We start from the raw sequence: 14,200 nt of genomic DNA on the forward strand, positions 1-14,200 counted from the left end.
CAAAAAGCTCACCAAATGGTGAGCTTTTTTATTTTCCTCCTGCCTCATTTACACCCCTAATTTAATAATAATTATCTGAATTTTAGCTATATTTATATTCTAAAACGATGAGAATTGAGTCTTGAAAAGGAAATAACCGCTTTAAACAATTGGTTTCTGCTTCGCCCAAAAATATCGGGAGTGCTCGTTTTTACCCTACTTTTCTCGATTTTAAATTTAGCTATTTATTTCCGCTATGAGGTCATCAGGGAAAATGAACAGCGCAATATGACCTACATCTTAAACGTAGTTAAACAAAACATTGAGCAAACCCTTAAAAGCAGTTATGCTACTACCATTACACTTGCATTAACAATTGACGATTCAGGCAATCCGAAAAACTTCGAAGAAGTCGGAAAACAACTGGTTGCCAACTATACTTCCGTTGATGCGGTACAACTGGTTCCAAAAGGGGTGATCAAATACACTTATCCGCTAAAAGGTAACGAAGCGGCAATCAATTTCGACATTCTTCACCATCCTGTACACAGAAAATCAGCCTTAAGAGCAATAGCCACAAAATCCATTTATTTTTCAGGGCCAAGAGAATTGATACAAGGCGGAATGGGAGTTGTAGGACGTTTGCCTGTCTTTAAAAAAGGAAGATTCTGGGGATTTTCTTCCGTAATTCTCAAATTCGACACATTCATTAAATCGACAGGTATTGGATCCTTCAAAAGCGATAAATATTATTTCCAGTTTTCTAAGATAAACCCCATTACCCATAAAGAAGAATTCTTCCTTGAAGATAAGAGTGATTTCTCAAAAAAAAATTACCAAAAAGTTGAAATTCCGGAAGGTGGCTGGAATTTATACATCATTCCGAAAAATGAATCAGCACTTTTTTGGGCCTTTATGCCGGTTATCTCTATTGCATTTTTACTGAGTCTTCTTTGTGGATTTTTTGTAACCACACTGCTGAAAAAACCATCAGAACTACAAAAACTGGTCGAAGCGCAAACTTTAAAATTAGCCCGAAGCGAATCTCTTTTCAAATCCATTTTTGAACATGCCGGTTTAGGGATCACACACAATAATTCCAAAGACGGTTCATACATTGATGCTAATGATAAATTTTGCGAACTTATCGGATACAGTAAGGACGAAATAAAGTCAATGGATTTTATGAAGATAACACATCCCGAAGATCTTCAAGCCGACTTAGACTACATGCAACGACTCAAAAATGGTGAAATCAATCAATTTTCCATGGAAAAAAGGTATTTCGACAAAAACGGGAAAATCATTTGGGTCAACATCACTGTCACGCCTCTTTGGGAACACAAAGACAATCCTACCAACCATATCACCATTGTAGAAGACATTACACAACGAAAAGAATCTGAAAAACTGATTCTGGAATCCCAGAAAAAGATCAAAGATCTTATTGATAGTATTGACGGGATCGTTTGGGAAGGAAATTCTGTGGAACCGGGTGTTACCTTCGTAAGCAAAAAATCCGAAGATATCTTGGGATACACTCCGGAAGAATGGCTTGCTGATAAATATTTCTGGAGAAAAATTATTCATCCTGATGATCGGGATTGGGTAATCAAACAAAGTACAGACAATGCGAAAGCCAGAAAAGCTTTTGACACCGAATACCGCATAATTGCCAAAAACGGAAATACCGTTTGGGTTAGGGACATCGTGAGTATTTATCATGAAAGTGTAGAATCAATTAAATTTAGGGGAATTTTAATTGATATTACAAAATCCAAACAATTCGAAATCGACCTAAACAATTCACTCACGCTGGTAACCGAACAGAACAAACGTTTACTGAACTTCTCACACATTGTTTCACATAATCTACGTTCACACACCAGCAATATCCAGTCACTGATCAATCTGATCGAAATGAGCGATAATGAATATGAAAAGAAAGAATTACTGGTTCTGTTGAAATCCGTTTCGGAAGCTTTGAATGAAACCATGGACAATTTGAATGAAGTAGTATCCATCCAAACCAATATCACACCGGTAATAGAGGAATTAAACCTCAATAAATTCATTAAAAGAACATTGGAGGTACTTCGGAATCAGATTGTTAAAAACGAAGCCAAAATCGAAAACAATATTTCCGATGACGAAACCGTAAAATTCAATCCGGCCTATCTGGAAAGTGTTTTACTCAATTTTTTATCTAATGCCATCCGATACAAACATCCCGAAAGAAATCCTAGAATAGAATTAAATTCTTACCTTGAAGACAATTACAGAGTTGTGGAAATCAAAGATAATGGCATAGGAATTGATTTAGATAAAAATGGAAACAAACTCTTCGGAATGTACAAAACATTTACAAACAATCCGGAATCACGTGGTATCGGGCTTTTTATTACAAAAAACCAGATCGATGCCTTAAAGGGAAAAATTAAAGTAGAAAGTAAGCTAAACGAAGGAACCACCTTCAAAATTTATTTTAAATAATGTTTCAAAAACGGATTTACATAATAGACGACGACCCAATTTATCAACTCGTTACAAAAAAACTGATTGAAAAGACCGCTCTTTTCGAAGACAGCAGGTCTTTTGTAAACGGCAGTGAAGCCTTATCTTATTTTGAAAATACCGGTGACATCCCGGATATTATTCTCCTCGATATAGAAATGCCTGAAATGGACGGTTGGGATTTTCTTGACCAATTATTACGCATTGAAAAAAGTTTTGAAAAAGATGCAACTATATATATTGCAAGCTCTTCCATCGCACTGGAAGACAAAATGAAAGCCCAGAGTTATCCTTGTGTAAAAGATTTTCTCAGCAAACCCATGGATATTGAAAAATTGAAAACCATTGCCGCTGAATAATAATCTATATTTGCATTCAAACCATCTACAATGAATGCCGATTTTATTTTCGATAAAGAATACAAAAACAACATTTTCGCTGAATACGAAATAAAGTTCAAGGAATTTGAAAATTGCACTTTTAATCATTGCGATTTTACGCTTTGCAATTTTTTAGGAACCGTTTTTATTGACTGTACCTTCTATCACTGCAATTTCAAGGAAGCTCAAGTTGGCCATGTCGGCCTGAGAAACGCCATTTTTAATGATTGTAATTTTACTTCGGTGAATTTTGCAATGACCGATCAGATTTTACACGAATTTTACTTTAACAACTGTTTGCTGGATTATGCCCAGTTTTATGCTTTAAAGCTGAAACGAATCAGTTTTACTAATTGCAGCATGGTTAGTGTCGACTTCATGAAAACCGATTTATCAGAGGCTTTATTTGACAACTGCAATCTGCGTTTGGCAGTTTTCACAGATGCAAATTGCGAAAAAACCGACTTTTATTCCAGTTACGATTTTGCAATAGATCCGGAAAAAACCAAACTTAAAAAGGCGATATTCTCTTCGGAGGGCATAAAGGGATTGCTTGCAAAATATAATCTTGTAATTAAGGATTAGGAAATTATCATTCCATCTTCCATTGTAATAATTCGATTTGTTTTAGAGGCAAATTCGACATCATGTGTTACAACTAATATGGTTTGGTTGTGCTCCTGTGCTAATTGCTTAAAAATATCAAAAACCATATCACTGTTTTTCTTATCAAGATTTCCTGTCGGCTCATCTCCCATGATGATTAAAGGATTATTGATTAGTGCCCTTGCGATGGCTACGCGTTGTTTTTGTCCTCCACTTAATTGACGTGGCCTTTTTAAAGCCTGGTCATGCATGCCGAGTGTTTTCAGATATTCCATGGCCTGATGTTCCAACTCTTCCTCTGATAATTTACCAAGTTTTAATCCGGGTAGCATGACGTTTTTCAGAGCGTTGTATTCTGACAGTAAATAATGAAACTGAAATACAAAACCGATATTTTCATTGCGGATACGCGCCAAATCAACATCTTTTTTGCCGGTAACATCCTCTTCATGAATTAGTATTTTCCCTTCGTAATCGGTGTCCATAGTTGATAACAAATACAAAAGGGTTGATTTTCCACAACCGGATTTCCCAACAACAGAAACAAATTCCCCGTGATCGATGCTCATGCTTATATTGTCCAAAACCTTAAACTTTGAAGGTTCGTAGAAATACTTTGTGAGTCCGATGGTTTCCAATACTTTATTACTCATGACTATTTTCCTCTAATGATTTCAACCGGATCAACTTTACTGGCTTTTAATGCCGGAAATAACCCTGCAACAAGGGTAGTAACAATTGCGAACGTAATCCCTATTACATAAAAAATCGGATTATAATTCATCGGATATGTTTTTACCGTTGGCAACGAGGCGGTTACAAACGGGATTACATCAATAATTCGGGAAAATATAAAACCGAAAAACAAACCAAAAACACCACCGGTTACCCCAATTATTAAAGAAAGTAAAAGGAAGATCCATTTTACATCACTGCCTGAAAATCCAGTCGCTTTCAGAATGGCGATACTGTCCATCTTTTCATAAATCAACATATTCAGTATATTATAAATTCCGAAGCCTGCTACAATCAACAAAACCACACCGACCGAATAGGAAATTATAGTTCGAATTCTTGTCCCGGTTTCAAATTGAGCATTTGCCGTCTGGTAATCGATGGCATCTAATTCGAACTTCGAACGAAATTCTTTTGCCATTTGCGGAGCCATTTCGATATCATGAAGTTTTAACTGAATATCTGTCATATAATTGGTTGCTTCGCCTAAAAGTTTTTGTGCTGTACTTATTGACGTAGTACTCATGACATCATCGATTTCCGCTATACCGATTTGAGAAATCCCAACAATCTTTAATGACGCCAAATTACCTTTTGGAGTCGTAATCTTAATGACATCCCCTACACTAAGCATCATTTTAGTAGCTAATCCTGCGCCAATAATTATACTGTTGTTTTGCTCCAGATCGGTTATTTTACCCTCCCGTATGTAATCACTGAATTTAAAAAGAGATTCCTCGGCAGCAATAGCAATTCCATTAATCACACCTGAAATTTCTATGGTTCCCGAATGGAAAAAGACCGGTGTAACAACTTTAGGAGCTACGTCCAGCACTCTTTTGTCCTTTTTCAGTACATCGATAATGGTTTGACTGTTGTAAATGGCTTTACCCCTGTCCTTTGGCTTGATTGAACTGATAAAATTAATATTGTTTTTATATTCTTCCGATAAAATAACAGGTTGACTTTCAACCGGCTTGATTTCATTATATAATCGGATATGTGGAGTTCGATTGAGCATTAACCCGTCCAGGAGATCATTCATCCCATTCATAAAACTAACCAGCGAAATAAACATGGCAATACCAAATGTAACTCCAACAGCAGCTATGATGGTTTGTTTCAACCGGGCACGAAGCATATGGAAAGCTATATTCTGTACGAGCCTATGGTTCATTACTTTGGCAAATAAATGGTTTCGTCAGCTTTCAGTCCTTTCAGAACTTCCACTTTCTCATAATCAAAAAGACCAATTTTTATTTTCCGCTTTTTATCATGGTCCACTAAAACGTAAGTTTTGTCTACCAGATATTGTTTTGGAATAACAATAGCCTGTTTTTTTGTCGCGATAATGATGTTCGCTTCCACAGTTAGATTAGGATACAGATTTTCCGGTGTCTGAATAAATTTAGCTTCAATTTTAAATGTATGTGATCGTTCATCCATAATGGGATAAATTTTATCCACAACTGCTCTAAAAACGTTTCCTTTGTAACTATCCATCGTTACCAAAACTTCTTGGTTCTTTTTTACAAGAGCCATATCGTTTTCATCCACGTTCAATTCTACAATATAGGAACCCGCTTTACCGATAACTGCTAAAGGAGTATTTGGGGTAACCAGGTCTCCTTCTTTAACCAGCACGTCGAACAATTTCCCTGAAAAAATACTTTTGACAGTGAAATCACTTTGGTTTTCCAGATTAAGCTTTAAGTTTACCTGATTTCTCTTCTCCTCATTCTTTAGCTGAATTCGAAGTTCTTCCAGTTGTCTCTGTGCTGACTCATATGCCAATTTAGAATTTTTATAAGCCACTTCAGAACGCTCAAAATCAACTTGCGAAATCCCTCCCTGATTGATTACATTCTTATTTCGTTTGTAAACGGATTCGTCCAAGCTGACTTTATCTCTTGCACTGATAACCTTTAGTTCCATTTCGGCAACTTTATTTTTGATATACGAGCTTTGTTCAGTACTTAACTCATAAGCCAATTGTGCATTTTCAGTCGCCAGTTTCGCCTTTTCACTATTCAACTCAAACAAAGGTTGTCCCTTATTAATCAAGTCACCGGCCACAACATTAATTTTTTTCAGTTCACCATTCACAGTCGAATAAACTACATACTGTCCTTCAGCCTTTACGGTTCCGGAGGCGTAAACACTTTGCGTAATATCGCTTACCATTGGCCTTATGCCTGCATTATTATTTTTGCAGGCCATCATCGCCACAAAAGCTAAAAAAAGGAAAATACATTTTACCTTCATCAAACTTGACTTTAATACAGAAACAAGCATCTTATCCCTTATTTCTTCTATCAAATTTACAGTAATTTTATGAGGATAAGACTGATAAAGGGCATAAAAAAACTCCAAATCAAATTTGGAGTTCAAGTCTATTATTAGAAGTGTATTAATTCTCTTTGATAATCATGACCGAGCCCTTAAACCCAGTTGCCAAATCCCATTGGTCACTCGTAATCACCTTTCCTTTATCATCAAAAATGGAAAACTCAGCTGTATTTGGACCTGAAGTTCCCTGGTTTAGTGCTTCGAATTCTATCTTATTAAAACCTGGCGTTAAACCAATCTCAATGGTTCTATAGCCTTGGAATAATTCAACACGCGCCGCAATCACCATATTATTGATATAAACTTTAACAACGTCCCCATCAATTGCCATATGGTCACGGCATAATATCTTTATAGTATTCGCTTTTGTTTTGTATTCCCCGAAAGATTGATTGCGTCGGAAAATTTTGGTATTCTCATCCCCATGTCCTTTCGGTACAGCATTTTTTGGGATTTCATAAGGACTGATAAACTGTTCAGGCTTCTTATCTGCCGTTTGACCTATTTGCGCTGTTGACGTACCTTCTTTTGGAAATGTAAGTGGCCGATCCTTATCCAAAACTGAATCGCTGAAATCCATAGGCTGAAAACGTGGGGCATCTGCTTTTGCAGGCAGTTGATTGAAGGACACCTCCGGATCTTTCATACGCGGAATCACAACGGTTTTCTTACCATTATCCGGTTGCGCAAACCCCTGAAGTGAAAACAGTAATGCCGCTGCAAAAGTGTATAAAAATTTCACGCTATCATTTTTTAATTATTCCAAAAATAAGAAATCAAAAACTATTCCAATCTTAAAATTGAAGCATAAAACGTTAATGTTAGTTAAAGTTAAGCAAAAGAAAAACATTAATGGAATAAAAAAAACCCTCATCATTGAGGGTTTTAAAATTATTTTTTTGCTTTAAGTGCTTTATATTTCGCGTCCATCTCCAAAACCTGATAAGCATTTAGTAAAATCGATTTTACACTTTCACTTTTAGGTTCTAATTCTAAAGCTTTTTCAAAATAAGGAATGGCACTTGAAAACATTTTTTGTCTTTTTGCTTTTAACTCGTCATAGCGTTTGCTTTCCTTCGGAGTCATTCCTAAAGAATTCATCTCTTTAACAATTTTATCATCTCCCATTAAATACAAAGCACCTAAGTTATTGTAAGCATTGAAATATTTCGGATCAATTGCAATAGCTTTTTCGTAATATTTTTTTGCTTCTTCAATTTCACCTGTATTTGTACTCACAACTCCTAAGTTAAAATACATATCGGGATCGTTTGGTTTTTTTGCGATTACCTCATTGATAAGCTTTTTATACGTTGCCATATCTTTTGCTTCGTAATAAAGATTAGCCTCTGCTAAAATCAAATCAGTATCCTCGGGATTATGAGCTCTTGCTTCTGCAATAGCTTTCTTAGCTTCTTCAGCTCTTCCTTTTTCTAACAAAATTGAAGCATAGTTTTTATAGATTTCCCCTCTTTTAGATGGAATTTTCTCGTCTCTTGGTTTCTCATGAGTTCCCAAGCTGATTGCTTTCTTTCTATCAGCTACAGAACCAAAAGGTTCTTCCTGACCGCTTGCTTTATTCACGGCAAAATAAATTGTACCTTCTCCGGTGTAATTTATGTTTTTCAATTCTTCATAATACTTAAGAGCATTATCGTAATCCTGAGCCTGAACCGCTAAAACAGAAGCATTGTATAAATTCGAAGCATCTGATTTATCAAGATTGTAAACGGCAGCAAATACCTGAGATGACTCTTTAAACTTAGATGCTTGATTTAAACCGTAAGCATATTGCAGCATCATCGGTTTAAAACTCTCAATCGTTTCTTTGATATCTGCTGTATAGATTTCTTTACCTGATTTCTTCTCAAACGCCAATACATCATTCAGACCTTTAGCCATTGTATTGATGTTTGCCGGTGAAAGGCTTTTTGCCATTGCCTGTATATCGTTCGGATTCTTAGTCATGGCCGTGTTTAATTCCAAAATCGGCAACATCGCCTGATAGAAATTAAGATACACTTGATCCGCCTCAGCCAAACCTGACATTCCGCTTATTTTATTCACATTGGCTTTGTAATTTGAAATATCATCGGCCGATAATTGATCTTTAGCGTATAATTTTTTCAAAGTCTTTAACTCATCTTTCTGAGCAAAAGAAGCTGCTGAAAGCATCAATGAAGATGCTAATAAAACATATTTAACTTTCATTTTTATAATTCTGTTTTAGGTTATTCCTGAGTTTCTGTTTCGTCTGAAGAAATTGCAACGTCTCCGTTATCTGCAACCAATTCTTCAATTGTTTCCTCCTCTTCATCTTCACGCATTACTTTACAAACTGCAGCAATTGCGTCTTTACCTTTGATATTGATCAAACGGACACCTTGCGTTGCACGTCCCATAACGCGTAAATCGGAAACCTTCATACGAATGGTCAAACCGGATTTGTTGATGATCATCAAATCATCTTCATCAGTAACATTATTGATTGAAATCAACGCACCCGTTTTCTCAGTAATATTTAAAGTCTTCACCCCTTTTCCTCCACGGTTGGTGATACGATAAACATCTTCTCCGTCTTCATCAACTACTTTGGTACGTTTCCCGTAACCATTTTCAGTAACTACCAAAATCTGAGAATCATTCACGTGATCCCTGTCGATAGAAACCATTCCGATTACTTCATCTTCTTTTTCGTCAGCTAACGTAATTCCTCGTACTCCGGAAGCCGTTCTTCCCATTGGACGCGTTTTCTCTTCTTCGAAACGTACTAACTTACCGGATTTCACAGCAATCAATACCTGACTGTTTCCGGTTGTTAATTTTGCTTCTAACAATTCATCGTCTTCCTTAATGGTAATTGCCGCAACTCCATTCACACGTGGTCTTGAATATTGCTCCAGTGACGTTTTCTTCACCTGACCCTGCTTCGTTACCATGATTACATAATGGTTGTTGATGTAATCCTGATCTTTAAGATCCTGTGTACAGATGAACGCTTTTACCTTATCATCATTTTCGATGTTGATAAGATTCTGGATTGCACGTCCTTTACTGGTTTTACTTCCTTCCGGAATTTCATACACACGCATCCAGAAACATTTTCCTTTTTGCGTGAAGAACAACATGTACTGGTGGTTTGTAGCCGCATACATGTGCTCTAAGAAATCCTGGTCACGGGTTCCGGCCGATTTTTGTCCGACACCACCTCTGTTCTGAGTTTTATATTCGGAAAGCGGTGTACGTTTGATATAACCTGCGTGAGAAATAGTGATTACCACCTGCTCATCAGCAATTAAATCTTCGATACTTACATCTCCTCCGGCATATTCAATTTGCGAACGACGCGCATCACCGTATTTGTCTCTAATTTCAGCTAATTCATCTTTAATTACCTGCATTCTCATTTCTTTGCTTGCCAATAATTCTTTCAAATAAGCAATCAATTTCATGATTTCGTCGTATTCCGCTCTTAATTTATCTTGCTCCAGACCGGTCAACTGACGTAAACGCATTTCAACAATTGCACGCGCCTGAATTTCGGATAAATTGAATCGCTCGATTAATTTAGCTCTTGCTTCGTCTCCGTCTTTAGAAGCTCTGATTAACTGGATAACTTCGTCAATATTATCGGAAGCAATGATCAAACCTTCTAAAATATGCGCTCTTTCTTCCGCTTTGCGTAAATCAAACTGAGCACGGCGGGTTACCACTTCATGACGGTGCTCCACGAAATAGTGAATCAAATCTTTCAGATTCAGCATTTGCGGACGACCGTTCACCAATGCGATATTATTCACACTGAAAGACGATTGCAATTGGGTATACTTATATAAGGTATTCAATACCACATTCGGAACCGCTTCGCGTTTCAGTACGTAAACGATACGCATACCGTTTCTGTCCGATTCATCACGGATAGTGGAGATACCTTCAATTTTCTTTTCGTTTACCAAATCAGCAGTATGCTTAATCATACTCGCTTTATTTACCTGATACGGAATTTCAGTAACGATGATGGATTCGCGGCCATCAACTTCTTCAAAATTCACCTTAGCACGCATAACTACACGCCCACGACCGGTTTTAAAAGCTTCCCTTACACCATCCATCCCATAAATAATACCTCCGGTAGGGAAATCAGGAGCTTTGATATGATGCATTAACTCATCAATTTCAATATCATGATTGTCAATATAAGCTAAAGTACCGTCAATTACTTCCGTTAAGTTGTGGGGGGCCATGTTGGTCGCCATACCTACGGCAATACCTGAAGCACCGTTTACCAATAAGTTCGGAACTTTCGTTGGCATAACTTTCGGCTCTTCCAACGTATCGTCGAAGTTTAGCTGGAAATCTACCGTTTCTTTATCGATATCAGCAAGCATCTCTTCGGAGAACTTTTTCATTCTGGCCTCCGTATAACGCATCGCTGCCGGACTGTCACCGTCTACCGAACCAAAGTTACCCTGACCGTCAACCATCAGATAACGCAAACTCCAATCCTGCGCCATACGAACCATGGCGTCGTACACTGAACTATCTCCGTGCGGGTGGTACTTACCAAGAACCTCCCCTACAATTCTCGCTGATTTTTTATGCGCTCTATTGGATAATACTCCTAATTCATACATCCCGAACAAAACTCTTCGGTGTACTGGTTTCAAACCATCTCTAACATCAGGAAGTGCTCTGGATACAATTACCGACATCGAATAATCGATGTAAGCTGATTTCATTTCGTCCTCGATGTTAATAGGAATTAACTTTTCTCCTTCAGACATAAGTATTTATATTAAAAAATTATAGCTATTTCAAAACGTGCCAATATACACATTTTTGCAGTACCGAAACAGTATTTTATTGACAATTTTATCCATTTTATTAACATAAACAAAGCTGTAAAAAGTTAAAAAAACCTGCAATTTTGTCTTTTATATCTCGAATTTTATTCGTCTATTAGCAATATTGGTAAAACTGATTTTGAAAGGTATGATTTTTGCACAACCTATACAGAATTAGTAAATTTACAGTATAAAGATTTTTTGAAATGGACGATAATTTTTCACCAAGAGTTAAAGACGTGATTACCTACAGTAAAGAGGAAGCTTTGCGGTTAGGCCACGACTTTATTGGTACAGAACATTTAATGCTGGGGATACTACGGGACGGCAACGGTACCGCAATCAATATATTAAACAACCTTTCGGTAGATTTGGAACATTTACGCAGAAAAATTGAAATCGTTAGCCCTCCAAATCCTAATGCTGACAGAAGTAACGACAAGAAAAACCTGCATTTAACCCGTCAGGCTGAGCGCGCTTTGCGCACCACCTTTCTGGAAGCAAAAGTTTTTCAGAGCACTTCGATAAGTACAGCACACCTTTTGTTGTGCATTCTCCGCAACGAGAATGACCCAACAACCAAGCTTCTGAACAAACTAAGAATTGACTACGAACTTGTTAAAGAACAATTTATAGCTATGACATCAAACGAAGAAGATTATATCGACAACTTACCAAGAAACGAATCGTTTAATGACGATTCCGGACAAGATGACAGTCTGCGTGACGCAGGTTTCAACAATCCGGGCGCTGCAGGTAAAGCCAATAAAAAATCCAAAACTCCTGTTTTAGATAATTTTGGACGTGACTTGACTGAATTAGCTGAAGAAGGCAAGCTCGACCCTGTTGTAGGCCGCGAAAAAGAAATCGAACGCGTTTCTCAGATTTTAAGCCGAAGAAAGAAAAACAACCCTCTTTTGATTGGTGAACCAGGAGTAGGTAAATCCGCTATTGCCGAAGGCTTGGCTTTGCGTATCATTCAAAAGAAAGTATCGCGTATTCTGTTCAACAAACGCGTAGTGACTTTGGATTTGGCCAGTTTAGTGGCCGGAACAAAATACCGCGGACAGTTTGAAGAACGCATGAAAGCCGTAATGAACGAGTTGGAAAAAAATGACGACATCATTCTTTTCATCGATGAGATTCACACAATTGTGGGAGCAGGTGGAGCAACAGGCTCTTTAGACGCTTCCAATATGTTTAAACCGGCTTTGGCAAGAGGTGAAATCCAATGTATTGGTGCCACCACTCTTGATGAATACCGCCAATACATAGAAAAAGACGGTGCTTTGGAAAGACGTTTTCAGAAAGTAATTGTAGAGCCTACTTCGGTTGAGGAAACAATCACGATCCTGAACAACATCAAAAACAAATACGAAGATCACCACAACGTAATTTATACTCCGGAAGCTATTGAAGCCTGTGTAAAATTGACTAACCGATACATGTCGGAGCGCTTCTTACCGGACAAGGCTATTGATGCTTTAGACGAAGCAGGTTCTCGTGTTCACATCACCAATATTGATGTTCCGAAGCAAATTCTGGAACTTGAAAAACAGTTGGAAGAAGTACGCGAATTGAAAAATTCCGTGGTTAAGAAGCAGAAATACGAAGAAGCCGCAAAACTTCGTGACGACGAAAAACGAATTGAAAAAGACTTGGCCATCGCCCAGGAACAATGGGAAGCTGACGCTAAAAACAACCGTATTACCGTTACCGAAGACAATGTAGCCGACGTTGTTTCCATGATGACTGGAATCCCGGTAAACCGTATTGCACAGACAGAAAGCAACAAATTGGCTCACTTACCTGACCTAATTAAAGGCAAAGTAATCGGACAGGATGAAGCGGTAACGAAAATCGCCAAATCCATCCAGAGAAACCGTGCCGGATTAAAAGATCCGAACAAACCAATCGGATCCTTTATTTTCTTGGGTCAGACCGGTGTTGGTAAAACACAATTGGCTAAAGTAATCGCCAAAGAATTATTCGATTCCGAAGACGCTTTGATTCGCATCGATATGAGTGAATACATGGAAAAATTCGCGATTTCGAGATTGGTTGGAGCACCTCCAGGATACGTTGGATACGAAGAAGGCGGACAATTAACGGAAAAAGTACGCAGAAAACCTTACTGTGTGGTGTTACTTGACGAGATCGAAAAAGCCCACCCGGATGTGTTCAACATGATGCTTCAGGTATTGGATGACGGGCATTTAACTGATAGTTTAGGCCGTAAAATCGATTTCCGAAACACGATCATTATTATGACTTCAAACGTTGGTGCGCGTCAGTTAAAAGATTTCGGTACAGGTGTTGGTTTCGGAACCGCTGCTAAAAATGCGCAGGCTGATGAAATCTCCAAAGGAGTTATCGAAAACGCTCTTAAAAAAGCATTCGCCCCGGAATTCCTGAACCGAATTGACGATGTAATCGTATTCAACCCATTAGAAAAAGAGCATATCGACTTGATTATCGACATCGAAATGGACAAATTATATGAGCGTGTTGCTGATTTAGGATACAAACTAAAATTATCCGAAAAGGCAAAAGATTATATCGCCGAGAAAGGTTTTGATAAACAATTCGGAGCCCGACCATTGAAACGCGCTATTCAAAAATACGTGGAAGATGAACTGGCTGAAGAGATTATCACTTCGAAAATTCACGAAGGCGACGAAATATACATGGATCTGGATGAAGGAAAACAAGAACTCTTCGTTACCATTAAAAGATCGGAAAAACCTACTAATTAGTAGGTTTTTTCTTTTTTAGACAAAATTGTTTCGCATT

Annotated in this window: 10 protein-coding genes; 4 read left to right on the plus strand and 6 right to left on the minus strand. The window is 37.7% G+C overall.

Annotated features, from left to right (window positions below; all coding sequences use genetic code 11):
• The first annotated feature begins 114 nt into the window (after positions 1-114).
• From FEDK69T_RS13915 to FEDK69T_RS13925, 3 genes are read left to right on the plus strand one after another with little or no spacing between them, the layout of a single operon-like run.
• Entirely contained in the window at positions 115-2,472 is a 2,358-nt protein-coding gene (locus tag FEDK69T_RS13915) for a sensor histidine kinase (protein ID WP_023574817.1), read from the plus strand.
• A complete protein-coding gene (locus tag FEDK69T_RS13920; protein WP_035630441.1) occupies positions 2,472-2,852 on the plus strand; it encodes a response regulator in 381 nt (126 codons plus the stop codon). The genes FEDK69T_RS13915 and FEDK69T_RS13920 overlap by 1 nt, the downstream gene beginning before the upstream one ends.
• Positions 2,853-2,882: 30 nt before the next feature.
• Positions 2,883-3,458: a pentapeptide repeat-containing protein gene (locus FEDK69T_RS13925; protein WP_023574818.1), complete on the plus strand. Its 576-nt coding sequence runs from the start codon at positions 2,883-2,885 to the stop codon at positions 3,456-3,458.
• Here FEDK69T_RS13925 and FEDK69T_RS13930 read toward each other — a convergent pair.
• The 6 genes from FEDK69T_RS13930 to gyrA form a co-directional block, all read right to left on the minus strand.
• Positions 3,455-4,132: an ABC transporter ATP-binding protein gene (locus FEDK69T_RS13930; RefSeq protein ID WP_023574819.1), complete on the minus strand. Its 678-nt coding sequence runs from the start codon at positions 4,130-4,132 to the stop codon at positions 3,455-3,457. The two genes, FEDK69T_RS13925 and FEDK69T_RS13930, sit on opposite strands and share 4 nt — an antisense overlap.
• A 2-nt stretch (positions 4,133-4,134) precedes the next feature.
• Positions 4,135-5,391 (minus strand): ABC transporter permease, encoded by a 1,257-nt coding sequence (locus FEDK69T_RS13935; protein WP_035630439.1) that lies wholly within the window; start codon positions 5,389-5,391, stop codon positions 4,135-4,137.
• Positions 5,391-6,479 (minus strand): efflux RND transporter periplasmic adaptor subunit, encoded by a 1,089-nt coding sequence (locus FEDK69T_RS13940; RefSeq protein WP_023574821.1) that lies wholly within the window; start codon positions 6,477-6,479, stop codon positions 5,391-5,393. Before FEDK69T_RS13940 ends, FEDK69T_RS13935 begins: the two co-directional genes overlap by 1 nt.
• Before the next feature lie 145 nt (positions 6,480-6,624).
• Positions 6,625-7,305: a hypothetical protein gene (locus FEDK69T_RS15590; RefSeq protein WP_023574822.1), complete on the minus strand. Its 681-nt coding sequence runs from the start codon at positions 7,303-7,305 to the stop codon at positions 6,625-6,627.
• A 149-nt stretch (positions 7,306-7,454) separates the two neighbouring features.
• Positions 7,455-8,774: a tetratricopeptide repeat protein gene (locus FEDK69T_RS13950; protein ID WP_023574823.1), complete on the minus strand. Its 1,320-nt coding sequence runs from the start codon at positions 8,772-8,774 to the stop codon at positions 7,455-7,457.
• A 20-nt stretch (positions 8,775-8,794) separates the two neighbouring features.
• Positions 8,795-11,347, minus strand: a complete 2,553-nt coding sequence (gene gyrA / locus FEDK69T_RS13955) for a DNA gyrase subunit A (RefSeq protein WP_023574824.1) — start codon at positions 11,345-11,347, stop codon at positions 8,795-8,797.
• Between the two features lie 266 nt (positions 11,348-11,613).
• Between gyrA and FEDK69T_RS13960 the strand changes: the two genes are divergently transcribed.
• Positions 11,614-14,163 carry an ATP-dependent Clp protease ATP-binding subunit gene (locus FEDK69T_RS13960; protein WP_023574825.1) on the plus strand — a complete coding sequence of 850 codons (2,550 nt, stop codon included), beginning with the start codon at positions 11,614-11,616 and terminating at the stop codon, positions 14,161-14,163.
• Positions 14,164-14,200 lie beyond the last annotated feature (37 nt).

The sequence above is a fragment of the Flavobacterium enshiense DK69 genome, assembly GCF_000498495.1.
Taxonomy (GTDB): Bacteria; Bacteroidota; Bacteroidia; order Flavobacteriales; family Flavobacteriaceae; genus Flavobacterium; species Flavobacterium enshiense.